At 63.9% G+C, this 25,701-nt stretch carries 22 protein-coding genes; 10 read left to right on the top strand and 12 right to left on the bottom strand.

The window, feature by feature from the left end:
• Positions 1-24: 24 nt before the first annotated feature.
• On the bottom strand, positions 25-837 hold the full coding sequence (locus R2N03_RS10675; RefSeq protein WP_316657545.1) for an arylamine N-acetyltransferase family protein: 813 nt from the start codon (positions 835-837) through the stop codon (positions 25-27).
• A gap of 474 nt (positions 838-1,311) precedes the next feature.
• On the opposite strand from R2N03_RS10675, the gene R2N03_RS10670 reads away from it, so the two are divergent.
• Positions 1,312-1,869, top strand: a complete 558-nt coding sequence (locus R2N03_RS10670; RefSeq protein WP_316657544.1) for a YggT family protein — start codon at positions 1,312-1,314, stop codon at positions 1,867-1,869.
• A 69-nt stretch (positions 1,870-1,938) separates the two neighbouring features.
• Positions 1,939-2,121, top strand: a complete 183-nt coding sequence (locus R2N03_RS10665) for a glycine zipper 2TM domain-containing protein (protein ID WP_316657543.1) — start codon at positions 1,939-1,941, stop codon at positions 2,119-2,121.
• 24 nt (positions 2,122-2,145) lie between these two features.
• On the opposite strand, the gene R2N03_RS10660 is transcribed toward R2N03_RS10665, so the two are convergent.
• Entirely contained in the window at positions 2,146-3,114 is a 969-nt protein-coding gene (locus R2N03_RS10660) for a GlxA family transcriptional regulator (protein WP_316657542.1), read from the bottom strand.
• Positions 3,115-3,249: 135 nt separating this feature from the next.
• On the opposite strand from R2N03_RS10660, the gene R2N03_RS10655 reads away from it, so the two are divergent.
• A complete protein-coding gene (locus tag R2N03_RS10655) occupies positions 3,250-3,909 on the top strand; it encodes a cysteine hydrolase family protein (protein WP_316657540.1) in 660 nt (219 codons plus the stop codon).
• A 107-nt stretch (positions 3,910-4,016) separates the two neighbouring features.
• Here R2N03_RS10655 and R2N03_RS10650 read toward each other — a convergent pair whose 3' ends face one another.
• Both R2N03_RS10650 and R2N03_RS10645 read right to left on the bottom strand, forming a co-directional pair.
• A complete protein-coding gene (locus tag R2N03_RS10650; protein WP_316657539.1) occupies positions 4,017-4,811 on the bottom strand; it encodes a methyltransferase domain-containing protein in 795 nt (264 codons plus the stop codon).
• Between the two features lie 98 nt (positions 4,812-4,909).
• Entirely contained in the window at positions 4,910-5,380 is a 471-nt protein-coding gene (locus R2N03_RS10645) for an OsmC family protein (protein ID WP_316657537.1), read from the bottom strand.
• 75 nt (positions 5,381-5,455) lie between these two features.
• Here R2N03_RS10645 and R2N03_RS10640 point away from each other — a divergent pair, with 75 nt between their 5' ends.
• Positions 5,456-6,085, top strand: coding sequence for a GntR family transcriptional regulator (locus tag R2N03_RS10640; RefSeq protein WP_316657536.1), 630 nt, complete (start codon positions 5,456-5,458; stop codon positions 6,083-6,085).
• Positions 6,086-6,557: 472 nt separating this feature from the next.
• The gene (locus R2N03_RS10635; RefSeq protein ID WP_316657535.1) at positions 6,558-6,716 is read left to right on the top strand and encodes a hypothetical protein; all 159 of its coding nucleotides are present in this window, start codon (positions 6,558-6,560) and stop codon (positions 6,714-6,716) included.
• Between the two features lie 41 nt (positions 6,717-6,757).
• Here the strand turns inward: R2N03_RS10635 and R2N03_RS10630 are convergent, their stop codons facing one another.
• The 8 genes from R2N03_RS10630 to R2N03_RS10595 all read right to left on the bottom strand — a co-directional run bounded on the left by R2N03_RS10630 (position 6,758) and on the right by R2N03_RS10595 (position 17,554).
• Complete coding sequence (locus tag R2N03_RS10630; protein WP_316657534.1) at positions 6,758-7,279, bottom strand: hypothetical protein; 522 nt, start codon at positions 7,277-7,279, stop codon at positions 6,758-6,760.
• Positions 7,280-7,455: 176 nt separating this feature from the next.
• Positions 7,456-8,871, bottom strand: a complete 1,416-nt coding sequence (locus R2N03_RS10625) for a nucleobase:cation symporter-2 family protein (RefSeq protein WP_316657533.1) — start codon at positions 8,869-8,871, stop codon at positions 7,456-7,458.
• A 423-nt stretch (positions 8,872-9,294) separates the two neighbouring features.
• Positions 9,295-10,056 carry an RNA polymerase sigma factor FliA gene (locus tag R2N03_RS10620; protein ID WP_316657532.1) on the bottom strand — a complete coding sequence of 254 codons (762 nt, stop codon included), beginning with the start codon at positions 10,054-10,056 and terminating at the stop codon, positions 9,295-9,297.
• Between the two features lie 8 nt (positions 10,057-10,064).
• Entirely contained in the window at positions 10,065-10,805 is a 741-nt protein-coding gene (locus R2N03_RS10615) for a MinD/ParA family ATP-binding protein (protein ID WP_316657531.1), read from the bottom strand.
• Between the two features lie 13 nt (positions 10,806-10,818).
• Entirely contained in the window at positions 10,819-12,618 is a 1,800-nt protein-coding gene (gene flhF, locus R2N03_RS10610) for a flagellar biosynthesis GTPase FlhF (RefSeq protein WP_316657530.1), read from the bottom strand.
• Positions 12,615-14,705 carry a flagellar biosynthesis protein FlhA gene (gene flhA, locus R2N03_RS10605; RefSeq protein WP_316657529.1) on the bottom strand — a complete coding sequence of 697 codons (2,091 nt, stop codon included), beginning with the start codon at positions 14,703-14,705 and terminating at the stop codon, positions 12,615-12,617. Before flhA ends, flhF begins: the two co-directional genes overlap by 4 nt.
• Before the next feature lie 417 nt (positions 14,706-15,122).
• Positions 15,123-16,286, bottom strand: coding sequence for a flagellar biosynthesis protein FlhB (gene flhB, locus R2N03_RS10600; protein WP_316657528.1), 1,164 nt, complete (start codon positions 16,284-16,286; stop codon positions 15,123-15,125).
• A gap of 278 nt (positions 16,287-16,564) precedes the next feature.
• Positions 16,565-17,554 (bottom strand): nitrous oxide reductase accessory protein NosL, encoded by a 990-nt coding sequence (locus R2N03_RS10595; RefSeq protein WP_316657527.1) that lies wholly within the window; start codon positions 17,552-17,554, stop codon positions 16,565-16,567.
• A gap of 98 nt (positions 17,555-17,652) precedes the next feature.
• Between R2N03_RS10595 and R2N03_RS10590 the strand changes: the two genes are divergently transcribed.
• The 5 genes from R2N03_RS10590 (at position 17,653) to R2N03_RS10570 (ending at position 25,700) form a co-directional block, all read left to right on the top strand.
• Entirely contained in the window at positions 17,653-18,738 is a 1,086-nt protein-coding gene (locus R2N03_RS10590; protein WP_316657526.1) for an FAD:protein FMN transferase, read from the top strand.
• Positions 18,739-18,958: 220 nt separating this feature from the next.
• Positions 18,959-20,914, top strand: coding sequence for a TAT-dependent nitrous-oxide reductase (gene nosZ, locus R2N03_RS10585; RefSeq protein ID WP_316657525.1), 1,956 nt, complete (start codon positions 18,959-18,961; stop codon positions 20,912-20,914).
• A 16-nt stretch (positions 20,915-20,930) separates the two neighbouring features.
• Positions 20,931-23,549, top strand: coding sequence for a 4Fe-4S binding protein (locus R2N03_RS10580; protein WP_428984384.1), 2,619 nt, complete (start codon positions 20,931-20,933; stop codon positions 23,547-23,549).
• Entirely contained in the window at positions 23,537-24,799 is a 1,263-nt protein-coding gene (locus R2N03_RS10575; RefSeq protein WP_316657524.1) for a nitrous oxide reductase family maturation protein NosD, read from the top strand. The genes R2N03_RS10580 and R2N03_RS10575 overlap by 13 nt, the downstream gene beginning before the upstream one ends.
• Entirely contained in the window at positions 24,792-25,700 is a 909-nt protein-coding gene (locus R2N03_RS10570) for an ABC transporter ATP-binding protein (RefSeq protein WP_316657523.1), read from the top strand. Before R2N03_RS10575 ends, R2N03_RS10570 begins: the two co-directional genes overlap by 8 nt.
• Position 25,701: the final 1 nt, after the last annotated feature.

The raw sequence follows: 25,701 nt of genomic DNA, 5'->3' as shown, positions 1-25,701 counted from the left end.
GACGCGCCACCCCGCCCACAATCATCACGCCCACTCCGGAATGCCGGGCACGCGCATGTGCTCGACCTCCGGCAGATCGATGCCAAAGTATTCGACGAGCAGCTCACGCAGCGCGCGGCGATCCTCCAGCTCGATCCTGTGCGGCGTGTTGCCGCGCCAGATGGTCGCGTCGCGGTTCATGACCGTCACACGGCCCTCGTCCGTCAAGGATCGCATCAGGATGCGGTTCCTGAATGGCGACGCCGGATGTGTCGACGTGTAGTGATTCGCCATCTCGAAATCGATCGGGTAGTCCTGCTCCAGCGTGGTCACCCAGGCGTCGACCGGGGTGTCGCTGCGCACCTGCGCGCGCAGCACCCAGCGATTGGCATCACGCCCCATCCAGTGCACCTCGCCGTCGATGCTGGCCTGCATGCCATCGACAAGCGGCACGGGCACGCGCGGTGCCAGTGCGCCAAAACCCGGGTCGACGACGAACGTGCCTTCCGGCAACGGCACCGTAAGAAACATGTGCGTGCGCGGCGCCTCGGTGCGGTCAGACAGCAGGGTCACGCGTGACGAGTGCCGGACCGGCTGAAAGCCGAGCTGCTCCAGCACCGCCGAAAACAGGGTGGCATGTTCGAAGCAGTAACCGCCGCGGCGTGCACGCACAAGCTTGTTCTGCACGCTTTCCACGTCAATCCGGATACCACGCCCGAGCAGCACGTCGAGATTCTCGAACGGGATGTGCCGCATGTGGGCGCGTACCAGTTGCGCGAGCGTTTCGTAGGTCGGGCGGGTGTCGCCGCCCCACTGGATGCGGTGGAAGTAAGCGTCCAGATGAATGGTAGGTGTCACGGTCTGTCTCCTTGCGTCCCGGCGCAGCGGCAGAATGGGTCCACGACCAAGGCACTGCCACAGGGTGTGCCTTCGCCTGGCAGATGACGACAATACCGCAGCCGCTCACTCCGTTGATCCGCCTCCCGTTTTCCGCGTGCATGGCCGGCATTGCGTGGTGCGCCGTGCCGGGGATCGTCCGGCACCACCGGCCGATGGTCTTTTCTGGCTGCATCGATACCGGTCCCCATCGGCAGCGCCGGGTGGGCGCATCGTGCCGCGCACCGCGCTTGCCCCCGCCCCTGCCCGCACAAACCGCCGGACGCCGCGGAGCGCGCTTCGCTCTGGTCGCCCAATGCGGGGCGCGGCTGCATAGTCAGCGCACGCCGCATTGCCGCACCGGATGGGCTCAGGGCTCCATGCGACAATACCGCGCCCCGTGGGCCCATCTGCCCCGCGCGGCTTGCCCGACCCCACCATAGGAGATCCGGACGCATGTTCGGCGATATCACGCGTTTTCTGCTCGACACGATCTTCACGCTTTTTGGCGCCGCACTGCTCTTGCGCGCCTGGACGCAGGCGGTGCGGCTATCGCCGCGCAACCCGCTGTCGCAGGGGATCTTTCAGTTGACGGGGTGGCTGGTACACCCCTTGCGCAGGGTGATTCCGGCCACAGGTTTCATCGACTGGTCTTCGCTGGTCGCGGCCTATGCCACCGCGCTGGTGTATCTGCTCCTGCTGGTGGCTTCTGTGGGGGCCAACCCGCTGGCTGTGCTGCCGATGGGCCTGGTGGCCGCGCTGTTCACGGTGCTCAAATGGGGCTTCAACGTCCTGGTATGGGTGACGATCGTGTCGGCCATCCTGTCATGGGTGGCGCCGCATTCGCCCATGGGCGCCGTGCTGAACACGCTGGTCGATCCGCTGCTGCGGCCGATCCGTCGCGTGGTGCCCCCGCTGGGCGGCCTGGACCTCTCACCGCTGATCCTGCTGGTGGTTGCGCAAGTCATCGTGATCGTGCTGTCGCATCTGTCCATGTCCCCGATGTTCATGTGAGCGCGGCACGTGCCTTGCGCTCCCGAGGGTGCCGTCCGTTGGATCGGGCGAGCTTCTCAGGAGGGCATCATGAACAGATGGAAAACAGTGCTGGTATGTGCCATGGCCGTGCTGACCCCGGCGCTCGCGGCCTGTACGGCAGGCGGCGCGGTGGCGGGCGGCGTGGCAGGTCACGAACTCACGCATAGTCCGGCCGGCACCATCGGCGGTGCCGCAGCCGGCGCAGTCATCGGCCATGAACTGAGCAAGTGATGCCGCGGGCGTCGCATTCTGCCGTCAGGCCTGCGCAAACATCGCACGGTAAGCGCTCGGCGACGTGTGGTACACCCGGCTGAAATGCTGCCGCAGCGACACCGCACTGCCGAAGCCCGCCAACTGCGCGATCGACTCCACAGGCTGGCGCGTCGTTTCCAGCATGCGCTGCGCATAGGCCAGGCGTTGCCCAAGCAGCCAATGGCCGACCGTCGTGCCGGTCAGCTCACGAAAACGCCGGGTGAAATTGCGGCGGCTCATGGCGGCGCGCTCGGCCAGCGAGTCGAGCGTGTGAGGCTCGCCCAGGTTCGCCACCGTCCAGTTCAGGAGATCCGATAAGCGGTCGCCGCCCGGGGCGTCGTGCAACGGCTGCTCGATGTACTGCGCCTGCCCGCCCTGCCGATGCGGGGCCACCACCAGCCGCCGCGCGACGCGGTTGGCCACCTCCGCGCCGTGCCAGCGCCGCACCAGGTGGAGACAGCAGTCCAGCCCCGCCGCGGTGCCGGCGGACGTCACCAGCCGGCCGTCGTCGGCATCCAGATACAGGACATCCGGCACAAGCTTCACGCGCGGGTAGCGGCGCGAGAACACCTCGACCGCGCTCCAGTGCGTGGTCGCCTCAAAGCCCTCCAGCACGCCCGCCTCTGCCAGCACGAACGCGCCCAGGCACAGTCCCACCACCGTGGCGCCACGCTCATATGCGGCACGCACGGCGTCCACCATCGGCGCTGGCGGGCGCTCCTGCGCGCTGCGCCACGAGGGCACGATCAGCACATCAGCACGAGCCGCGTCCTGTAGGGTCAGATCGGTCTGCACCGCAAAACCGGCGGTGGTGCGCAGACCGCCCTTCGGGGCGGGCTCGCCGGCGCAGATGCGCAGGTTGTAGGACGGCAGCCCCGCCCTGACGCGGTCTTCGAACACCAGGCACGGCACGGAAAGGTGAAACGGGCTGATGTCGTTGAAGGCCAGAACGGCGATTTCCCTGGGTGGCATGGCGACTCCGTTGTTTGGCCCGATTCTTTCGCTGAATGTCTTCCGGGCCACTATGCGGAAGGATAGCCATCGACGAAGATGCTGTCCACGGGCTCAAGCAAATGCCCGGTCCCACTCACCTGAAGGAGCCTTGTCATGACTGCAAATGCCACCCCCAAGCGCGCCCTGATCGTCATCGACGTACAGAACGAATATTTCACCGGCGGCTTGCCGATCGAGTATCCGGACCCGCAGCAGAGTGTCGCCAACATCGGCATGGCGATGGATGCGGCGCGCGCCGCGGGCATTCCCGTGATCGTCGTGCAGCAGACCTCGCCGGCCACCTCGCCGCTGTTCGCCATCGATACCGATGGCTGGCAGCTGCATCCGGTGGTGGCGTCGCGCCCGCGCGATCACTACATGCGCAAGCAACTGCCGAGCGCCTACCCCGAGACCGACCTGGCGCAATGGCTGCAGGCGCGCGGCATCGACACGCTCACGGTGGTCGGCTACATGACACACAACTGCGATGCCTCCACGATCAACCATGCGCTGCACAATGGCACGGCGGTCGAGTTTCTGCACGATGCATCCGGCACGGTGCCGTATCAAAACCAGGCCGGCTTCGCGAGCGCCGAAGATATCCACCGGGTGTTCTGCGTGGTGCTGCAATCGCGCTTTGCGGCGGTGATGTCGACCCAGGAATGGGTGCACAGCGTAAAGACCGGTGCGATGCCGGTGCGCGACAACATCTTCAAGTCGAACCAGCGGGCGCGTGGCCTGCTGAAGGACGACGTTGCGCAGCGAGCAGCGTGATCACGCCATTACGAGCCGCACGATGACGGAGTACCCCTTTACGTTTTTCACCGGATAAAGTCCGCAGTGACAGCGCCCTTCGGGGCGCTTTCTCCTTGGTATAAGATTCAGTGCGCCTTGCGCCCTCGAGCCGAGATCAACGGAGCAGTTGTAAGGTCCACACCCCCTGCATCCAGATTGGCAAGATGGCGTTCAATTTCCTCCTCGGTGGCTAGCGATGCGGCAGAAAGCTGGGGGCGGAGCATTTCCACCGTTGCGCGCTCCAGGATTGCCCCTGCGGAGTGCGTCACAGGAAAAAAAGCTTCCGCCGCCACATCGGTGAGGCCGGCATCGCGCAACAATCGGGGAAGCTTGCGGCCATAACTGAGGTCGACGCCACGTTCCTTCATCAAGCGCCGGAAACCATCGCGAATCTTGTTCGCGAGCAATGATTCGCTGCTATGCGCATCAGGGCACGCTAACGATTGCAGCGCTGGATCGGCGTCCTCGATCAAAAGCCAGCCGCCGGGCTTGAGGGAAGCGATCATATGACGAAGTGCTCGCCGCTCACGCTCGGGAACATGGACGAGCACAAGCCGGGCATGCACGAGATCGAGTTCGGTCCATAGCGGTGGATCTTTAGCGACATCGTGGCGGCGAACATCCACCCCTTGCGAAGTCGCGGTGGAAGCCCACACGGTATCGATATCCGTTGCCAACACCCGGCCAGCGGGTGCGACGCGGGCCGCAAGCCATTCAGGAATATTGACGCCTCCTGCACCGACCTCCCAACAGCGCCACCCTGGTGCTATGCCGAGCGCCTCAATTTGCGCGAACGTCCAGCGATCAAACAAAGTCGAAATAGCCTTGAAGCGGGCCCCCGCTTCCGGCCGCGCGTTGTCCAACAGGTAGTTCTTGTTCATTCGTGACGTTAAGGCAGTCGGGCAGCGCTATCGAGAGTAGCGCGAATGCCCTCTTCTTCTCGAAGCGAACAGCGTGCCTCGCGCACGTGGTTCGTGGATCAGACTTCGATATAGGTTGCCTCGTAGCTGATCGGAAAATTGACAGATCGCGCAATGAAGCAAAAATGATGGACTTCATGATGCAGCGAATCGGCCTTTGCCAGGTCCGCGCCGCGCTCCACCGCGATCTTGGGTCGAAGCGCAGCCCTGATGAAACGTCCCTCGCCGCGCGATCCGGTCTCGCCAACCCCAAGAGGAGTGTCCTCATACCGCTTCACGACGATCCCTGCGTTACTTGCTAGGTGCAAATACCAGAGCATATGACAGGCAGAAAGGCTCGCCAGAAGCAGATCTTCCGGATTGGGCTTGGAAGGGTCGCCTCCGAGCATCGGGTCGTTAGAACATGCAATAGGCACCTTGCCCGGCGTTGTAATACGCCAAGTGCGATCATAGCCTCGATAGGTCTTTGTTCCTTCGCCGCGGTCGCCCGTCCAGACAATCTCCGCTGTGTAATCATGGTTTTTGGCCATCTGTTGTCCTTGAAGTATATCTGTATACATGTATACAATACCTTTTTAGCAAAAGCAATGACGAGGTGCACGACAATGACGCCGGAAACGATAGCCAGCGAATTGCGAGGCGAGCTAATGACTGGTGTTCTGCGCCCCGGGACTGATCTGTCCCAGGTCGAGCTTGCCCAGCGATTCGGTGTCAGCCGAATTCCTATTCGGGATGCATTACGCATCCTGGCCGGTGAGGGGCTGGTAGAAATTGAGGTCAATCGTGGCGCCAAAACCATTAGCCTGACTCCTGGCGAAGTTCGCGAGATATATGACCTGCGCATCCTGTTGGAGTGTGACTGCCTTCAGCGAGCCGCAGCAGCTATGACGCCGGACGCCCTTAAAGAGATCGACCGCGTGCGCCTCAAGTCCGATCTGGACGCTGGCGGCCCTGATTGGGCGGATGGCGACTGGGCGTTTCACCGGACGATCTATCAACTCGCAGGACGGCAGCGCCAGCTTGCCATGATCGAAGCCCTGCGTCGGACGTGTGTCCTGTTCATCAGCGCTTACGCCACGATGCCGGTAAAGAAACCTCGTTGGCTGAGCGAACATGACGCTATCGTGAAGCATCTAACTCGAGGCGAAACAGAGCAGGCCGTTCGGAGGCTTCAAGGGCACCTGGAAGGCGCGGCCACACACCTCCTTGCGTGCATGACAGCGTCGCTGGGCTAAGCAAACAACTCGGTTGAAGCGCAGCAGCAGGGCCACTGGCGCGCGTTAAGGCAAAGCCCCCTGGATAGCTGCTTGACGTTCATTGACAATCGTCTGCAGGCAGCGGCAGCGATTCTTGGCCGACCCTGTGACTAGGCTTAGTTCACATTTTCGCAATGAGCCAAACGCGCACAGGTAAGGACTGCAGCCTCGCCTTCGACTTGCAATTCGAGCACGGCGAAAAGAGAACTCTGCCTCTGGTGGGTCGAACCGCTTATGTGCTCGCACGATCGCCAAGTCCCCACGAGCTGCCAGCGAGGCCTTTTCACAGCATGGCTTCGACGAACCAGCGATGGTTCGTTGCCGCTCGACCACGATAATCCTCACACGCATTCGAGTGATGCATCGCGGCATCTGATGGGCGCTCGCATTTGTTCTGGTCTTAGCGCGAACTACACTTCAAGCGATAACGCCTGCCACCCAGGGGGTAGCCATGAAACGCGTGATGAAAAGTTTCCTGCTCGCCGTTGCCCTGTTGACGGTGATTGGCGGCACCATCGGAACCTTTGCGATTCTCTCAGCACCGTCGGCGCATGCCGAACCGTGCGGAGGCCGTGGGTATCCGGAGAGCGGTGGCGGCAGCCGGCCCTGACCCAGATAAGTGGCGCGCCGGTTTGCCGATGCCGGACACGCTCAACTCAGCAGGCGGTTTTCCTCGGCCGGCAAAAAGCCCGGGAACGATAACTCGACCTGTTCCACCATCGACGCCGAGGTCGCCTCGCGCAATGCAGCCACCAGCGCTTCGAATGCACATTCCACAGAAGCGCAGTCAGTGGCCTCGACCAGCCGCATGCGGATCGGATGCTCGACCGAACTGAACGTGCGCGCGGCGATGTCCATCAGATACATGCGCGCTGCAGCCACCGAACGCTTGCGGTGCGGCGTGATGGCCGTCTGGACGGGCGTGGGCGGCCCAGCCACCGGTGCGCTTTGCGCGGCATCGGCTCGCTGGATGAACCCAGCCTCCAGCAAGGCGATCACCGCGCCGGCCTCCAGGCCAAGCTGGCCGGCACGCGCTGCCAGCGCCTGGGCGTCTGTCTGGCCATCGACCATGATCAGCAGTGCGCGGCTCGAGCGGCACAACGTGCCGCCGCGCGTGGCGATCTCGCTGCGCCCCGCCGCGGTTTTTTCAAATCGTCCTACCAGTGCCTGCATGGCATACCCCATCCCCGGAAGATCGGGACACCGTAGAGCGCTTTATTTGCAGAACGGTGAAAACGCATGCGTCGTGCGGCACGCTGGCGCGGCAAACGCTTGCGCAGAACATGGTGTCGCCAAAGCAAAACACCCCGCCTGAAAGCGGGGTGTTGCGTGTGCAAGGGATGCGGTACTCAGTGCGCCGCGGCGGCCGCGCCGTGCATGACTTCGTGCGAGCCGCGAATGCCGTTGAACCAGGCGTTGAGCACCACGGCCACCAGCGTGCCCAGCACGATGCCGCTGTGGGTGATCGGGTGCGTCCAGTCAGGAAAGTGGTGGAAGAACGCCGGCGCCAGCGTCGGCATCATGCCAAAGCCGACCGATACGGCGATGATCAACAGGTTGTGGCGCTGCTGCTGGAAGTCGACCATGCCCAGCATGCGGATGCCGGCTGCGGCCACCATCCCGAACATCACGATGCCCGCGCCGCCCAGCACGTATTGCGGCACGGAAGCCACCACGTAAGACAGCTTCGGAAACAGCCCCAGCACGATCAGCAGCAACCCGCCGGCGGCCGCCACATAGCGCGAACGCACGCCCGTGATCGACACCAGCCCGATGTTCTGCGAGAACGACGTATGCGGAAACGTGTTGAACACCCCCGCCACCACCGTCGCCAGACCGTCGGCACGCAGGCCGTTGGTGAGTTCGTTGCGCGAGATGGGCTTGCCCACCACGTGCGACAGCGCGAGGAACATGCCGGTTGATTCCACCAGCGTGATCACGATCACGATGCACATCGAGATGATGGCCGACAACTCGAACTTCGGCATGCCGAAGTGGAACGGCGTCACCAGCGTCATCAGCGGCGCGGCACTCGCATCGGCCAGCGACACCTTGCCAAACGCCGCCGCCACCAGGGTGCCCGTCACGATGCCAAGCAGCACCGCGATATTGCACAGCAGTGCGTTACCGAACTTCGTCAGCAGCAGGATCGTCACCAGCACGAGCGCTGCGATGGCCAGGCCGAATGGATCGCCGAACGCCGGGTTCGGCACCATGTGCTTCACGCCGTCGACCACCTGCGGAATCATCTGCTGGCCGCCCGCGGCCCAGTTGATGCCTACGCTCAGCAGCGAAAAGCCGATCAGCATGATGACCGTGCCCGTCACCACGCGCGGGAACAGGCCCAGCAACCGGCCCATCAGCGGCGCAATGGCGATGCCGAACACGCCCGAGACGATCGACGCCCCGAAGATGCCGGGCAGCCCCATGCCGGGCTCCACACCAATGGCGATCATCGGTGCCACCGCAGCAAACGTCACGCCCATCATGACCGGCAGGCGGATCCCGAAGATCAGGAACCCGAGCGATTGGATGAGCGTGCCGATACCCGCCGCAAACAGGTCGCAATTGACCAGGTACGACAGATCGCTCTTGGACAGGCCCAGCGCATTGCCGACAATCAGCGGGACCGCAATTGCGCCGGCATACATGACCAGCAGGTGCTGCAGCCCCAGCGCAAACAGACGGGGCAGCGGCAGACGTTCGTTGACGGGATCGACGCGGGGCGCCGAAGCAGGCGATGGTTGGCCGGGGGATTGGCGCATGGTCTTGTCTCCAGGGGCCGCCCCCGTGTACGTGCCGGGAGCGTGCTGAGGCAGACGGGGCAAGGTACTCGGTCTGCCGACATTTGCGCGGCGTGATGCCGCGCATTTGCCGGCATCTTGGCGGCGGCCATTCATCCTGTCAACAATTCGCAGCATCTTTTGTGTACATATTTTGCGTTCCGAAATGCATGTGCGCGCTGATCAACCTGTCCGGCGCCCGGCTGCGCCTGCACCCCGTGAAAGTCGATACGCCTCGGGAATCGAGCAGCGTGCCTCGCACCTGCCTGTTGCGGCATGGCCAGACATGGGTGCGGGATGCCGCCGCTGCGCGCCTTGCCACGGCGCCGCCCAACGAAAAAGCGCGGCCGCGAGGTGACTCGCTGGCCGCGCATTAGGCAACTGGCAGTGGGATGGTGGGCGATATCAGGTCGGCGTCGGCAGCCACGCGCGGTCGCGCAGCCTGGCGCGGATGCGCGCAATGGCCTGGCTGTGGATCTGGCACACGCGCGACTCCGACACGCCCATCACGGCGCCGATTTCACGCAGGTTCAGGTCCTGCTCGTAGTACAGGCTCATCATCAGCTTTTCGCGCTCGGGCAGCCCTTCGATGGCGGCCACCACCGATTCGCGCAGGTCGTGGTCGAGCAATTGGTCCAGCGGGGTGGCGCCGTTTTCAGCGGCGCGGTTCTCGATGAAGGCGTCGGCGTCTTCGCGGTCGAAATCTTCGTAATACAGCAGCTGGCTGCCTTGCAGGTCGACCAGTTGCTTCTGGTATTCGGCCAGCGACATGCCGAGCGCGGCGGCGATTTCCGTTTCCGTGGGCGCCCGGCCCTTCTGCTGCTGCAGCTTCTGGATCGCCTGCTCGATCGTGCGGGCGTTGCGGCGCAGACCGCGCGGCAGCCAGTCGGACCCGCGCAGTTCGTCCAGGATGGCGCCGCGAATACGCTGGGCCGCGTAAAACTCGAACTGCACGCCCTGCGTTTCCTCGTAGCGTGACAGCGCATCGAGCAGGCCCATCATGCCGGCCTGGATGAGGTCGTCCAGCTCGACGCTGGCCGGCAGCTTCACCATCATCTGGTTGGCGATGCGGCGCACCAGTGGTGCGTACGTGGCCATCTCGTCGGACTTGGTCTTGCGACCGGTTGCGGTGTACATATCCATGCCTGCCTTTGGCGCCTCGTTCATGCCGCGCCTCAATAAACCATCTCGGCCGCGCGCGCAGAGGCGCGGGGCGTCGGTATCGACGTCGTCTGTGTCTGCGCCGACACCACTACCCGCGACGGCGTCTCGCCCTCGCCGGCCTGGGCCTCGGCGCTGGCCCAGCTCAGCATCTCCTCGGCAAGCTGGCGGAAGGCCACGGCCGAGGGCGATGCGGGAAACGCGCTGGCCACGGCCTTGCCGAGCGAAAGCGCCAGTTCAACGTGCCGATCCTCGGGGAGGTAGCCGGCAAAATCGATGCGGGTGTTCAGGTACTGGCCGACGGTGTTGGCCAGGTTACTGAACACGCGTACGGCGGAATCCACCGAATGCGCACCGCACACCACGGTGCGGATGCCGGCGCTGCCTTGCAGCACGGCCGTTTTCTTGAGCAGCGTGTACGCGCTCTTGATGCCTTCCGGGCTATCGGAGAAGGTCAGCAGCACGTCATCGCAGGCTTCGGCCACGGTGCTCAGCGCGCGCGTTCCGAAATGCGCGGCCACCAGGGTGACGTCCGCCGTGTCGTCGTGCTGCTCCAGCATGCCGGCCACGGCCAGCGTGGCTTGCGCGCTCACCACGGCCGCGTCGCGGCCCATCGCAGACAGCGCGATGCGCAGGTTGTCGACAAAGTCATCGACCTGCTCCTGCGCGCCAATCACCAGCACGCGGCGGCTGGTGGCCTGGCCGAGCATGCGGCGCAGCCCGGCGGCCTGGTCTTTGACGAATGGCATCGTCATGGTCGCCCCCTTTTCAGGCGAAATCGAAAGCCGCGAGGCCGGGTTCGCGGCTGCGCGCGGCACCTTGCGCCACCAGCAGCGACTCATCCGAATCCAGTGCGAACGAAGACTGCTCCGCGCCCGCGCGGAAGCTGCGGTGGATGAGCAGCTTCTTGTTGGGCACCGCAATGTCTTCCGGCACACGCTGACCGTACGACACGTAGTGCAGCGGCAGGCGGCGGCGGATCATCACGTCCATCGCGTGGCCCACAGAGGCGGCCTCGTCGATCTTGGTCAGGATGCAGCCGGCCAGGTTAGCGTCGCGGTAGGCACCCACCACTTCATCGAGCGTCTTGCCGTTGCTGGCAGCGTTGAGCAGCAGCAGGCGCTTGATCGACGGGCCCACGGCATGCAGCATCGCCATCTGCTCGGACACGGCGCGGTCGCGCTGGCTCATGCCGATGGTGTCGATCAGCACGACGTGCTTCTCGCGCAGGTCGTTCAGCGCCAGGCTCAGGTCTTGCGCGTCTTTCACGGCATGCACCGAGACGCCCAGGATCTTGCCGTAGATGCGCAGTTGCTCATGGCCGCCGATCCGGTAGCTGTCGGTCGAGAGCAGCGCCACGCGCGATGCGCCATGGCGCAGCACGAAGCGCGCGGCCAGCTTGGCGGTCGTGGTGGTCTTGCCCACGCCGGTCGGGCCCATCAGGGCAAACACGCCACCCTGGTCGAGCAGGCTGTTTTCGTCCGGTACCACGGCCAGGTTCTTTTCGATTGCGCGCTGCACGAAGTCCAGCGCCCCTTCATACGAGTCGTGCTGCGGCATGTTCTCCAGCACGTAGCGCGTGAGCTGCGCCGAGAACCCTGCGTTGAGCATGGTCTGGAACAGGCGCGTACGCACCGGGTCGCCCAGCTTCACGCCCAGCGAGGCCAGGCTCGACATGGCGTCGTTCAGCGTGCTCTTGAGCGTTTCGATCTCGCCGACCATGCGGCGGGTCATGGCATCGGTCTCGGCCTTGAAATCCGCCTGGATGGCCGAGCGTTGCAGGCTCATGTCATCGCGCACGATCTCCGGCTTGGCCATCGTGTCTTCCATGCGGACGAAGATGTCTGCAGGCTTGCGGGCCTCGGCCTGCAACTCGGTGCGTGCGGCACGCGCCTGTGCTTCGACGCGCTCGGCGAGGCTGCGAAGCGTGGCCGGCTTCTCATCGTGCTCGCGGCGGGCCGCCGTGCGCTTGACCGACTCGGCAGGTTCTTCCTCTTGCACAACGGTGCGGCGGGCAATGAACTGCGCCGTGCTGGCCAGCGTCTCGGCCGCATCCTGGGTGGCGCGGTCCAGCGACAGGCCCGCCAGCATGCGGGTGGACGCCAACAGCGGATCGTCCGCCGGTGTATCGAGTGCAACGTCATCATCCACGCGCGTCTGCAGCGTGCTGCCCGCGGGCTTGGCCTGGCCGGCGGGCGCGTCCTCCTGCACGGTGTTGCGACGCGACGCGATGAAGCGGTTGCGCAGGCGGGCCAGCGCATTCGAGGCCACAGCCGGCGCGGCCGTCTCGGCCTGAGCCGGTTCCTCGGCAGGCGCTTGCGCGACCGCTTCAGCGACCGGAGCGGGCTCGGGAATAGGCGCAGGCGCCATCGGACGACGCTGGGCAGTCCTGGGCGCCATCGACTGCGTATCGATGAGCGCATCCAGATGGGTATCGGAGGCCGCAATGACTTCGATACCACCCGGCACGGCGCGGTTCGACAGAATCAGCGCGTCATCGCCCAACTGGTCGCGGACCTTGCGCAGCACGTCGCGCGACGTCAGTCCGGTGAATCGATGCATTTTCATGCGCGGCCTCCAAGCATGGCGACAACCTTAATCGTTCGGTGATCTGGAATTTCAGCGTGCGACAGCACGCGCAGGCTCGGTGCGGCACGCTTGAACAGGCGGGCAAGCATCGGACGCAGCGCGGGCGGCACCAGCAGGACACCCGTCTGACCCATCTGTTCGTATTGACGCGACGAATCCGCAGCCGCTTGCATGAGCGAATCGGCCAGTTGCGGTTCGATCGGGCCGGCATTCGAGCCAACGACGCTTTGCACCAAGATGTTCTCCAGATTCGGGTCGAGCGTGACGACCTGCATTTCGGTCTTGTTCGGGAAGAGCTGCTGGGCAATCGCCCGGCCCAGCGCGATCCGCACGGCGGCGGTGAGTTCGGCGGGGTCTTGCGTCCTGCCGCCGTGTTCCGCCAGCGTCTCGACGATGGTGCGGATGTCGCGGATGTGCAGGCCTTCGTCCAGCAGGTTCTGCAGCACTTTCTGCACGGTCGCGACGGGCAACAGCTTGGGCACAACGTCCTCGACCAGCTTCGGTGCTTCCTTGGCCAAATGATCGAGCAACTGCTGCACTTCCAAACGGCCGAGAAGCTCGGTGCTATGGGTGTAAATCAACTGATTGACGTGCGTGGCGATGACCGTGCTGCAATCGACCACGGTGTAGCCCTCGGCCTGGGCGCGGTCGCGCACATCGGCACTGATCCACATGGCCGGAAGGCCGAAGGTCGGGTCCACGGTGGGGGTACCGGGCAATTGGGTGCCCAGGCGGCCATCCTGACCACCCGGGTTGATGGCGAGGAACTTGCCCTGCTGCACCTCGCCGTGGCCGATCTCCACGCCCTTGAGCGTGATGCGGTACGACGACGGACCCAGCTCCAGGTTGTCGCGGATGTGCACCACCGGCGCCAGGAAGCCCATGTCCTGCGTGAACTTCTTGCGGATGCCCTTGATGCGGCGCAGCAGCTCGCCGTCCTGGCTCTTGTCGACCAGCGGGATCAGGCGGTAGCCGATCTCCAGGCCCAGCACGTCGACCCACGACACGTCGTCCCAGCTCGCCTCGGGCGTATCCACCGGGGCAATGGCCTGCAGCACGGGCTCCACCTCGGGCACTTCGCGCTTCTTCTTGAGGTACCAGCCCAGGTAGCCCAGGCCGCCGCCAAACAGCACGAACGGGATGTGCGGCATGCCCGGCACCATGCCCAGCACGCCCAGCACGCCGGCGGTGGTCATCAGCACCGGCGGCATGGCAAACAGCTCGCTCGACAGTTGCTGGCCGACGTCCTTATCGGTGGAAACGCGGCTGACCATGATGCCCGCCGCGGTAGAGATCACCAGCGCCGGAATCTGTGCGACCAGGCCGTCGCCAATGGTCAGCAGCGTGTAGTTGGTGGCCGCGTGGCCGATATCCATGCCGTGCTGGAGCACGCCCACGGCCAGGCCACCCACGATATTGATGAGCAGGATGGCGATACCCGCCACCGAATCCCCGCGCACGAACTTGCTGGCACCGTCCATGGAACCGAAGAATTCGGCTTCCTGCGCGATGGCCGTACGGCGCTTGCGGGCTTCGTCTTCGCGGATCAGGCCGGCGTTCAGGTCGGCGTCGATGGCCATCTGCTTGCCGGGCATTGCGTCCAGGGTGAAGCGCGCGCTGACCTCGGCAATACGGCCCGCGCCCTTGCTGATCACCATGAAGTTGATGATCACCAGAATGACGAACAGCACGATGCCAACGGTGTAGTTGCCACCCACCAGGAAGTGGCCGAAGGCTTCGATCACCTTGCCGGCGGCGTCGGGGCCGGTGTGGCCTTCCATCAGCACCACGCGTGTGGACGCCACGTTCAGCGACAGCCGCATCAGCGTGGTGATCAGCAGGATGCTCGGGAACGACGAGAAATCCAGCGGCTTGAGCGTGTGCATGCTGATCAGCAGCACGATGATCGACAGCGCGATGTTGAACGTGAACAGCAGATCCAGGATGAACGGCGGCAGCGGCAGCACCATCATCGCCAGAATCAGGATGATGAGAACCGGACCGGCGGCCGAGCGGTAGTCGCCCCGGCGCAGGATGTCGGTAACTCGGAGCAGTGCGGCGTTCATGGATGACGGGCAGCGGGGGGCTTTTCGATGGATGCCATCTTGCCGGGCAAGCTGCCAGATCGAAGAAGCGAGAAAGCCGCTCAAAAGGCGGCTTTTCTTTGAAATACCCTCCCACCGGGGGGTGCGGAAGCGGCCATTGGCGCCGTCTGGCCCAAACTGCGCGCCAAGCGAGACATCCGCGAGCCTCAAACAGCCGTTCGCCGAGCTAAAAGTGTCGAGCACGAGGCTTTTTGCTCGGCAGCCCGAGCTCTGAACTCGATGCTTGGAGCTTTGTGCTCGGCGATCCGAGCTCGGAGCTCAGCGCGCGAGGCTTTTTGCTCGGCGAGCCGAGCTCAGAGCTCGACGCATGGAGCTTTTTGCTCGGCGATCCAAGCTCGGAGCTCGGCGCATGGAGCTTTTTGCTCGACAGGCGACGCTTTATGCGTCTTCGGGCTCGTCGTCCGGGCCGGGCTGTGGCCCTGGGTCCATATCGGCCGGCACCGGCAGGTCGGTCGGGCGCACCGGGGCACGGCCACCCACCTGATGCAGGCGGCGCAGCTGGTAGACGTAGGCCAGCACTTCGGCAACAGCCGCATAAAGCGCTTCCGGAATCTGGTGGCCGATCTCGGTATGGCGATACAGCGCACGGGCCAGCGGCGGCGCTTCCAGAATCGGGATCTTGTGCTCGGTCCCCAGCTCGCGGATCTTGGCCGCCACCATGTCGGCGCCCTTGGCCACGACACGGGGTGCGCCGCCCTCCGTCTCGGAATAACGCAGTGCCACGGCGTAGTGCGTCGGGTTGGTGACGATGACGTCCGCCTTGGGCACGTCGGCCATCATGCGGCGTTGGGCCACCTGGCGCTGCATCGCGCGGATACGGCCCTTGACGTGCGGGTCGCCTTCGGATTCGCGATGCTCCTTGCGCACTTCCTCCTTGGTCATGCGGTGCTTGCGGGCGTACTGCCACAGCGCCAACGGCACGTCGACGGCAGCCACCAGCAGCATCACGGCCGCCATGCACAGGAAGGCCACGCCTGCCACGTGCATGGTGTCGCCCATGGCGGTGCGCAGGTCCTGCTGCGGCAATTCGATGAAGTCCGCCCGGTAATGCCGGATCAGCCACCAGCCGACCCCCGCCACCAACGCCAGCTTGATGAGCAGGCGGGGCAACTCGAGCAGGCCTTCGACCGAGAACATGCGCGTGAGGCCCTGCAGCTTGAACAGGCGCGTGATGTCGGGCGTCAGCGGCTTGAAGGAAATCGCCCCGCGCGTGAGCGCCAGCGGCGACAGCGCGGCCAGCACCAGCAGCACCAGCAGCCCGCCCAGCACCACGGCCAAAGGCGTGAACTGCGCGGCCACATAGGTCCACTGGTCCTGCGCGCGCGTGTAGTCGTAACGGTGGAATTCCAGGCACCGCGCCAGGAACGCCGACGCGGCACGCACGATCGACTCGCCCATCACCCACAGCCCGCCGGCGCTGACGGCCAGCAGGGCGAACGAACCCAGTTCCCGTGATCTGGGAACATCGCCTTCCTCGCGCGCCTGCTCGAGGCGCCTCGGAGAGGCGGGTTCGGTTTTTTCGAGATCGCTTTCTTCGGACATGCCGGATGTGCGAGGGGGACATGGACGATCGCATTATCCCGACCCGATCAGCCCATCGAAGCGCAAAGAAGACGCCTTGAAAGCACGCTTATCAACAAAAAGCCGGCACCAATCGTGTCGGCTGAGCGACGCTCCCCGGGTCCATCCCGCACAGTGGCCGCTGCTGGAGCTCGCCGTCATTCGGCCGTAGCGCCTCAGACCCCGGGGTGCCAGCGCCGCCTGCCTCCCCCTTTGGCTCGGGACGGTCGGCCCATGGCTGCACAGACACACCGGACCCCTTAGATGCGATCTGCCGCGCGATGCATGCGGTGCGGCTCGAGATCCTGCAACCGTTCGGCCGTGATATCCGCCGGACGCATCACCATGCCGCCATTGCGCGCGATGAACTGCCGCGCATCCGCCGGATTCCGGAACGCGGGAAGATTGCCGCGCCGCATGGGTCCCGGGACCGTCGATCCCCACACGTAAACAGCTTGCTGTGCCGGAACCCAACCGCCGTCGCCCGTGGCATGCACGTAGCTGGCCGCAACCTCCGCGGCCTCACGCCCTGGTGCATAGCGCTGCAGGTTGCGCAGGTAGATGAACAGGCTCAGCGGTGAATCGAAGAAGTACGCATCGCCGTTGGCAAAAATAAGTTGCGCAGCCCACTCGGGATGGCGAGAGGGAAAGACCCCGCAGACGGGGCAACGGGCGCCAGCGGGAACCGGTCGCGGGGCATCCCGCTGCAATCCGGAGCGCGGATCGTAAGGCACGGCCGGCGCGACAAAGCAGATCTCGTCAGGTAACTGCGGCTCGGCATGGAGCGCTGTACGCCCGACGAACCACCAGAGAGACCAGAGCGTTGCAAGCACTGCGCCCATTGCCAACAGCGGGCGGCGCGTCGTCATGGCCCGCTCCATCGAACGGCGCGGGTACCGCAGGCAAAGACTGCGCTGGACGGAAAGTGACAGCGACGGATCACCAGTGAAAGCTCCAAGGGAAGCCAGCCGTTGCGGCTGCCCCACTGACCAGAGACGGAACGAAGACACCGTGGCGTGGCATGGACGAACCCATTGGCAGTCACAGCCAGCCAAGGCCGGGGTGTCGAGCATAACGGCGCTGCCCATCTTCCCGATTGATCGAGGGCATGCATTGCTGTCGCCATTTTTTAAATCAGCGCTTCTTTCCGGTATTTGCATTTCCTGTTTCTGCATAGCAAAAAAGCGCCCAAAAAAATACCTGACATCGCATTGTGGATAAAAAATGCATCCGCAATACTTGATTTGCATCAATTCCAGCCACGGGGACTCCGGTCAATTGATACGCATCAATCTGTGTTGCAGGCGTCGCGCTACCATCGGCCGCTTCTGATATGTGCGGTGAAATCTTGAACCGTTGCACTCCGCCCCTCCGTGGAACCCTGCCGAATATCGGGCCCACCGGCCTGGCGCACACGCTGCGCTGGACCGCCAGTCCGGCCGCGAGCGCACCGCCCGTGCGGTATCGCTATGCCTTCGACGGCGACACGATGGGCACGACATATCACGTCCGGCTCGCGCTTGCATCGCTTGATGACACGGCATTGCTCGATGCGGCGCGCGCTACCGTGGATGCGGCTGTACAGGGAGTCGACCAACGCATGTCAACGTATCGGGCGGACTCGGAACTGTCGCAACTGAACCGGTATGCGGGCGGGCGCCCCTTAGCGTTGTCCGCCGACACGATCAGCGTATTGCAGATGGCGAGATCAGTGAGCCTCGCAACGGATGGCGCGTTCGATGTCACCGCCGGGAGCTTCGTCAACCTGTGGGGCTTCGGGCCGGAAAAGGCTCAACGTGTGGTAACGCCGTACGAGCTGGCGATGCTCAAGAGCGCAGTCGGCACCGGCGCACTGGAAATCGACCCGCGCACGCGTACCGCCACGAAAGCCGACCCTCGCGTTTATGCCGATCTATCGGCCATCGCAAAGGGTTTTGGTGTCGACCAGGCGGCCATCGCGCTCGACGCGCTTGGCATCTCCGATTACATGGTCGAGGTGGGTGGAGAGGTGCGCGCCAAGGGCCGGCGCCATGACGGGCGCGCGTGGCAAATCGGTATTGAAGAGCCTCAGCGGACGCTACCGCGCCGTGCCCGGTTCATCGTGCCATTGCGCGATCTGGCCATGGCGACGTCGGGTGATTACCGCATCTGCTTCGAGCAGGATGGGCAACATTACTCACACGAGATCGATCCACGTACAGGCCGCCCAATCGCCAATGGCCTGACTTCCGTCACCGTGGTCGCATCGCAGTGTGCGATTGCCGACGCATACGCTACGGCGCTGATTGTGTTGGGCCCCGAGCGCGGCCTCGAGGCGGCCGAGCAACTCGGGCTGGCCGCCTATTTCATCCTGCGCGATGTGGATGGCCGTCATCGAGACCGGATGACAACCGCGTTTGCTGCGCTGGGCGGTCGCCCTGTCACATCCACCTGATCCACTCCGCAACCCGCACAAAGCGCAACGGCATCGTCACATTCATTCATATCCGAATAGCCTCATTAAAAATAGGTTATTCAAATTTCCAATGGTCAATCGAATAGGAGCCATTGCAATTCAATTCGAATGGATGGGTTTTCCATGACCTTTGATGGCTATCAATAGCAAAAATTGACGGTTTGTTAATGTGGTTTCCAATTCTGAGGGAGCGTAAAAGATGAGCCAATCCAAAAATGATTTCGAGAATCCGATTCCTGTCAGTCCGACACGACGCAGCTTTCTGAACCGGACGGCGGCGGGCCTGGTCGGCGTGGGCCTGTCCGCCGGCCTGGCAGCCTGCAACAAAGGCACGGACAAGGACGCGCCTGCGGCAGCGGCACCGGCGGATGGCAAAGCGAGCGCAGCCGGCGGCGTCGACTACAGCAAGTACGAAGTGCCGCCCGGCCAGCTGGACACGTACTACGCGTTCTCCAGCGGCGGCCACTCGGGTGAGGTTCGCATCTACGGTCTGCCTTCGGGGCGCTGCTTCAAGCGCATCCCCGTCTTCAACATCGATTGCCTGGTGGGCTGGGGCATCACCAACGAATCGAAGAAGATCATGGGCACCAACCCGGACGGCACGCTCAAGTACTGGACCGGCGATACCCATCACGTGCATCCGTCCTATACCGACGGCACGTACGACGGGAAATACATCTTCGTCAACGACAAGATCCACAGCCGGCTCGCCCGGGTGCGCATGGACACGATGGAATGCGACAAGATCGTCGAACTGCCGAACGTCCAGGGCTTCCATGGCGTCTTCCCGGACAAGCGGGACCCGGTGGATGACAAGATCAACCACACCACCCGCGTGTTCTGCGGCAACGAGTTCCATATTCCACAGCCCAATGACGGCCGCGACCTGAACGACCCGAAGAAGTATTTCTGCCTGTTCACCTGCGTGGACGCCGAGACGATGGAGCCCCGCTGGCAGGTCAAGGTCGACGGCAACATGGACCTGGTGGCCACGTCGTATGACGGCAAGCTCGCTGCTTCCAACCAGTACAACACCGAAGGCGGCGTGCATTACGAAGAGATGATGTCCGCCGAGCGCGACGCGTGCGTGTTCTTCAACGTGGCACGGATCGAAGCCGCGGTCAAAGCCGGCAAGACCTTCACCATCGGCACCTCGAAAGTCCCTGTTGTCGATGGCACCAAAGCCGCCAACACCGACCCGAAGACCGCGCTGACCTGCTATGTGCCCGTGCCCAAGAACCCGCACGGCGTGAATGCCAGCCCGGACGGCAAGTACTACGCCTGTTCCGGCAAGCTGTCGCCGACGGCAACCCTGATCGAGCACGACCTCGTGTTGAAGTGGTTCAACGGCGAGCTCAAGGAGCCGCGCGACTGCGTCGTCGCCGAACCCGAGATCGGCCTCGGCCCGCTGCACACCGGCTTTGACAACCGCGGCAACGCCTATACAACGCTGTTCCTCGACAGCCAGATCGTCAAATGGAACCTCGAAGCGGCGATCAAGGCGTTCAAGGGCGACAAGACCGCTGTGCCAGTGGTGGACCGCATCGACGTCAATTACCAGCCGGGCCACGGTTTCACCTCGATGGGCGAAACCAAGGAACCGGATGGCAAGTTCTTCATCTCGGACAACAAGTTCTCGAAAGACCGCTTTCTGCCGGTCGGCCCGCTGCACCCGGAAACGGCTCAGCTCATCGACATCTCCGGCGACAAGATGAAGCTCGTGGCAGACCATGCGGTCTATTCCGAGCCGCACGACTCGATCGTCATCCGCCGCGACATCATCAAGACGCGTCAGGTCTACAACATCGATGAGTTCCCGCACGCGGTGAAAGACCCGAAGGAGTGCCGCGTCGAGCGCAAGGGCAAGCAGGTGACGGTCTACCTGACCTCGCAGGCACCTGCCTTTGGCTTGCGCGAGTTCACTGTGAAGAAGGGCGATGAGGTGACGATCATCCTCACCAACCTCGACAAGGTGGAGGACTTGACCCACGGCTTCGCCATCCCGAAGTACAACATCAACTTCATCGTGAACCCGCAGGAAACCAAGTCGGTCACCTTCAAGGTCGACAAGCCCGGGGTCTACTGGTGCTACTGCACCAACTTCTGTCACGCGCTGCACCTGGAAATGCGCTCGCGCATGCTTGTAGAGGCGTAAGGGAGAAGGCGGACGTATGAAACACCTGTTCTCACGATTGGCGGTGATTGCCGCCACTTGTGCGATGGACACGTCCGCGCTGGCGGGCATCAGCGGCATGGCTTATGAGGCGCCGCTGCCCGCCGGTTTATCGACCGACCCGAACCTGTGCGCAATGGTGCCCTGCACGGACGTGCTGCCTGGCGCCAGCAGCTTCTCTCCGCGCAAGGGGCACCCTCCTTACGTAGAGGGCTATCGCGACATTGCGGGCAAGCGCCAGCTGGTCGGCTATGCGTTCCTGTCGACCGACATCGTGGACATGCCCGGCTATTCGGGCAAACCCATCATTACCCTGATGGGCATGGATGCGCACGGCGTGATCACGGGCGTCAAGGTCCTGCGACATTCCGAGCCGATCCTTCTGCTGGGCATTCCAGAAACCCAACTGACGCACTTCACCTCGCAATACGTCGGCAAGTTCGTTGGGGGGAGCATCGAGATCGGCAAATCCCACGCCGTGAGCGAGGGCGCCGTCGAACTCGACGCGATCAGTGGCGCGACCGTGACGGTGATGTCCGAGAATCAGGTCATCCTGCGCAGCGGCAAGGCCGTGGCCGAACAGGCCGGCATCATCGCTCCCAAGCGGCGCGCCCAGGCGAAATTCACGCCGGCAAATCAACCGCTGAGCTGGAAGGCACTGCTCGACCAGGGCGCGGTGCAGCGCCTGACCGTGCACCCTGAAGACGTTGGGCTCCAAGCCAGCGGCCAGCCTTACGTGGACATGGTGTTCGGTGATATCAGTGCGCCTGTCGTAGGGCGCAGCATCCTGGGCGACGCGAATTATGCATCGCTCATGTCGAGCCTGAAGCCCGGCGAACACGCGATCTTCATCGCGTCGAACGGCACGGAAAGTTTCAAAGGCTCCGGCTTCGTGCGCGGGGGCATCTTCGACCGCATCCAGGTCGCCCAGGATACCGACACCTTCACCTTCCGGGACCTCGATTACCAGAACCTCTACGGCATCCGCGCAACCGGTGCGCCTGAGTATCGCGAATCAGGCATCTTCATCATCCGCAGCCCGGGGTTTTCGTCGGCGTATCCGTGGAAGCTGGTGTTCCTGGCCAACAAGTTGGACGCGGAAACCGGCGCAAAGACGTTCACAAGCTTCGACCAGGAATACTGGCTCCCGGCGGATGAGCTGGTTGGCGGGCGGCCGCAGTACGACCGCCCCGCTCCGCCCTGGCTGCAGATCTGGAAGGCGCGCGCCGTCGAGATTGGCCTGTTCGCCCTCCTGTTGATTGGCGCGGGCGCGGTATACGCGTCGCGCGACACGCTGGTGCGCCGCTCCAGGCGCAAGGACAAGCGCTGGGTCTCCTGGCCCAAGTACGCGCTGTGGACCACGAGCATCGGCTTCGCTGGATTCCATCTCATGGCGCAGCCGTCCATCACGCAGGTGCTGACATGGTTCCACGCCATTCTCTTCAAGTGGCGGTGGGATCTGTTCCTGTCCGATCCGTTCATCTTCCTGTTCTGGTGGTTCATCATCATCAGCGTGTTCTTCTGGGGCCGCGGCATGTTCTGCGGTTGGCTGTGCCCCTACGGCTCGCTGAGTGAGATCCTTTACAAGGTGGGGGGCAAACTTGGCCTTGCGCGCTTCCAGTTCCAGTTGCCCAAGGCGCTGCACGACAAGCTCAAGTGGATCAAGTACGGCGTGTTTGCCGGCCTGCTCGGGATGTCGTTCTACTCGATGGGCACCGCCGAGAAGCTGGCGGAGATCGAGCCGTTCAAGACCACGTTCCTGGTCGGCGTCTGGAACCGGACGTGGCCCTTCGTCACGTTCTGGAGCGTGCTGGCTGTCGCCGCCCTGTTCATCGAGCGGCCATTCTGCAAATACCTGTGCCCGCTGGGCGCCTCGCTCGCCATCCCGTCAACGTTCCGGTGGTGGGGTCTGAAACGCAAGCAGGAATGCGGCCCTTGCCGCGCCTGCGAGGCAGGCTGCGGATCGCAAGCCATCGGACGCGACGGCAAGATCGACCAGCGCGAATGCCTGCTGTGCCTGGATTGCATGGTCATGTATTACGACGATCATGCGTGCCCTCCGCTGGTCAAGGAGCGCAAGCACCGCACGAGCGCCGGCTTGAAACTGACACCGATCGGTGCCGACGGCTACTACATCCCGATCCAGCCAGTGCCAAGCGCGCCGCCCAAACCCGCTGCACCGGCGCCCGCTTCGCTGCCGCTGCCTCCGGTGGGCACGCTCGCCCGGTTGCGTCGCGAGCTGACCGACCACCTCTTCCCCTGGAACCGGCAATTCCTCAGCCACCCGTTGTTCTTCCGTGCCGCCGGCATTGGCCTGGCCGTGCTGGTCACCTGGGCGTGGCTGCTCGGTGCGGGCGGCAGGCTTGGCGCCGGCATCGTGCTGGGCTGGTGGTTGGCGTGGTCCGCCTACGAATGGGTCATGCGCATGGCGTGCAAGCCCTATGTGAAGGAAGGCGCCTGGTGGGGTTACAAGCTGCGTACAGCCTCCTGGGCCGACATGGCTGCCTATGTCGGCATGAAGAACCTGCTGATTGGCGCAGGCCTCTTCCTTGCCATGAAGGGCGTGGGCGTGCTGCCGGCGCTGCAATCCCTGCCCCAACTGAAATGGCTCTACTGAACCGGCTCCTCTGCGCGATCTCGGCACTGCTGGTCTGCACTGCGGCCTGCGGTGCAGAGATTCGCGTGCGTGCCGGCAGTTCGATTGCGCAGGCGGTCACGCTCGCGCATGCGGGGGACACCCTCATCATCGAGCGCGGTCGGTATCAAGGCCCGGTCCGAATCGATAAACCGCTGACCCTGGTGGGCATCGACCGCCCCACCATCAGCGGCGGCCTTGCCGGCGATGTAATCCGCGTCGTGTCGCCGGACGTCACGATCGATGGCCTGATTGTCAGCGACAGCGGCGACGACCTCGGCGCGCAGAACGCCGGCATCTACATCCAACCCGGCGCCGATCGCGCCACGGTCAGACACTGCGAGCTCACCTACAACCTGTTCGGCCTGTGGATCGAGGGCGTGAAGGATGTGCACGTCGTGGGCAACGTGATTACCGGCAAGCGCGATTACCCCTCCGCGCAGCGCGGCAACGGCATCCAGCTCTACAACACGACGGGGGCGCAGCTCGACGGCAACGAGATCAGTTTTTCGCGTGACGGCATCTATGTCGATGTCTCGCACCACGCGCTGTTTCGTGCCAACCGCATCCACAACGTGCGCTATGGCACGCACTACATGAACTCCAACGACAACCTGTGGGAGGGCAACGAGTCCTACCACAACCGCGGCGGCCTGGCGCTCATGATGACGCGCCGCCAGATCGTGCGCGGCAACCGCGCCTGGGGCAACACCGACCACGGCATCATGCTGCGCACCATCCAGGATTCGGTCATCGAAGACAACGTGGTGTCCGGAAACCTGCGCGGCTTCTTCGTCTACGACGCCGAATACAACGTGCTGCGCAACAACCTCGTCATCGGCAACACGGTCGGCATGCACGTCTGGGCCGGGTCCATTCACAACAAGGTGGACGGTAACGATTTCATCGATAACCAGGAGCAGGTGCGCTACGTTGCCACGCACGACGAGCCCTGGGGCGGGCGCAGCGGCAATTACTGGAGCAACTATGCCGGATGGGACCGCAACGGCGACGGCCGCGGCGACGTGCCCTATCGCGCAAGCGATCTGATGGACCGGCTGTTGTGGCGCTTCCCGAGCGCCAAGCTGCTGCTCAATAGCCCCGCGGTACAGACGTTGAGGCTGATCTCGGAGCAATTCCCGCTGCTGCGCTCACCCAGTGTGGTCGACGCCAGCCCCCGCATGCGTCCACGGGGCAATGATTGGCGCGCGTGGGTGAACAAGCATGATTGAAGCGCGGCAACTGGTGAAGCGCTACGGTGAGATCGAAGCCGTAGCGGACGTGAGCCTGACGGTGCATCCCGGCGAGCTATTCGGCCTGATCGGCCACAACGGCGCGGGCAAAAGCACGCTGTTCAAGATGCTCCTCGGCCTGGAGGCGCCCACCACGGGTGAAGTGCGCATTGGAGGCCAGCCCATGAGCAGTGGGGCCTTCCGCTCGGTGCGGCGCAACCTTGGCTATCTGCCGGAAAACGTGGTGTTCTATGACAACCTGACTGGTCAGGAAACGCTGGAATTCTTCGCTGCGCTCAAGCGCGCCCCCCGAACGGATTGCGCGCGCGTGCTGGAACGCGTGGGGTTGTCCCATGCCGCAGACCGCCGCGTGCGGGGCTATTCCAAGGGCATGCGCCAGCGCCTCGGTTTCGCCCAGGCCCTGCTCGGCCAGCCCACACTCCTGTTTCTCGACGAGCCCACAAACGGCCTGGACCCGCAGGGGATTCGCGACTTCTATCGCACGCTGGGCGAACTGCAGGCACAGGGCGTGACCATCGTGCTGACCTCGCACATCCTGTCGGAAATCCAGGAGCGCGTGGGCCGCCTGGCGATCATGAAAAACGGACGCGTGCATGCGCAGGGCACGGTGCAATCATTGCGCGAATCGATGGCCCTGCCGCTGTGGTTCGACCTGCGGCTGACGGGCGGCCCTGAGCATGCCGAGCCCGCCCTGCGACGCGCGCTGGCGGCCGCGCCAGGATGCGAACTGCACATCAATGGATCGCGCGCCACCGTGCTGTGCCCGCGGCCGGCGAAGATGCCATTGCTGCAATCGCTATCCACGCTCGGCGCGACACTTGCCGATCTGCAACTGCGCGAACCCTCGCTCGAGGACGTGCTCCTCGGCCAACCTGCTTGAG

The sequence above is a fragment of the Ralstonia condita genome, from assembly GCF_958405655.1.
Taxonomy (GTDB): Bacteria; Pseudomonadota; Gammaproteobacteria; order Burkholderiales; family Burkholderiaceae; genus Ralstonia; species Ralstonia condita.
This window is presented reverse-complemented; position numbering and strand designations above follow the sequence as displayed.

Bases quoted from the DNA above. Each gene is read 5' to 3' on its own strand.
- R2N03_RS10670 (WP_316657544.1), top strand. From the start codon at position 1,312: ATGTTCGGCGATATCACGCGTTTTCTGCTCGACACGATCTTCACGCTT.
- R2N03_RS10665 (WP_316657543.1), top strand. From the start codon at position 1,939: ATGAACAGATGGAAAACAGTGCTGGTATGTGCCATGGCCGTGCTGACC.
- R2N03_RS10660 (WP_316657542.1), bottom strand. From the start codon at position 3,114: ATGCCACCCAGGGAAATCGCCGTTCTGGCCTTCAACGACATCAGCCCG.
- R2N03_RS10655 (WP_316657540.1), top strand. From the start codon at position 3,250: ATGACTGCAAATGCCACCCCCAAGCGCGCCCTGATCGTCATCGACGTA.
- R2N03_RS10650 (WP_316657539.1), bottom strand. From the start codon at position 4,811: ATGAACAAGAACTACCTGTTGGACAACGCGCGGCCGGAAGCGGGGGCC.
- R2N03_RS10645 (WP_316657537.1), bottom strand. From the start codon at position 5,380: ATGGCCAAAAACCATGATTACACAGCGGAGATTGTCTGGACGGGCGAC.
- R2N03_RS10640 (WP_316657536.1), top strand. From the start codon at position 5,456: ATGACGCCGGAAACGATAGCCAGCGAATTGCGAGGCGAGCTAATGACT.
- R2N03_RS10635 (WP_316657535.1), top strand. From the start codon at position 6,558: ATGAAACGCGTGATGAAAAGTTTCCTGCTCGCCGTTGCCCTGTTGACG.
- R2N03_RS10630 (WP_316657534.1), bottom strand. From the start codon at position 7,279: ATGCAGGCACTGGTAGGACGATTTGAAAAAACCGCGGCGGGGCGCAGC.
- R2N03_RS10625 (WP_316657533.1), bottom strand. From the start codon at position 8,871: ATGCGCCAATCCCCCGGCCAACCATCGCCTGCTTCGGCGCCCCGCGTC.
- R2N03_RS10620 (WP_316657532.1), bottom strand. From the start codon at position 10,056: ATGAACGAGGCGCCAAAGGCAGGCATGGATATGTACACCGCAACCGGT.
- R2N03_RS10615 (WP_316657531.1), bottom strand. From the start codon at position 10,805: ATGACGATGCCATTCGTCAAAGACCAGGCCGCCGGGCTGCGCCGCATG.
- flhF (WP_316657530.1), bottom strand. From the start codon at position 12,618: ATGAAAATGCATCGATTCACCGGACTGACGTCGCGCGACGTGCTGCGC.
- flhA (WP_316657529.1), bottom strand. From the start codon at position 14,705: ATGAACGCCGCACTGCTCCGAGTTACCGACATCCTGCGCCGGGGCGAC.
- flhB (WP_316657528.1), bottom strand. From the start codon at position 16,286: ATGTCCGAAGAAAGCGATCTCGAAAAAACCGAACCCGCCTCTCCGAGG.
- R2N03_RS10595 (WP_316657527.1), bottom strand. From the start codon at position 17,554: ATGCAAATCAAGTATTGCGGATGCATTTTTTATCCACAATGCGATGTC.
- nosZ (WP_316657525.1), top strand. From the start codon at position 18,959: ATGAGCCAATCCAAAAATGATTTCGAGAATCCGATTCCTGTCAGTCCG.
- R2N03_RS10580 (WP_428984384.1), top strand. From the start codon at position 20,931: ATGAAACACCTGTTCTCACGATTGGCGGTGATTGCCGCCACTTGTGCG.
- R2N03_RS10575 (WP_316657524.1), top strand. From the start codon at position 23,537: ATGGCTCTACTGAACCGGCTCCTCTGCGCGATCTCGGCACTGCTGGTC.
- R2N03_RS10570 (WP_316657523.1), top strand. From the start codon at position 24,792: ATGATTGAAGCGCGGCAACTGGTGAAGCGCTACGGTGAGATCGAAGCC.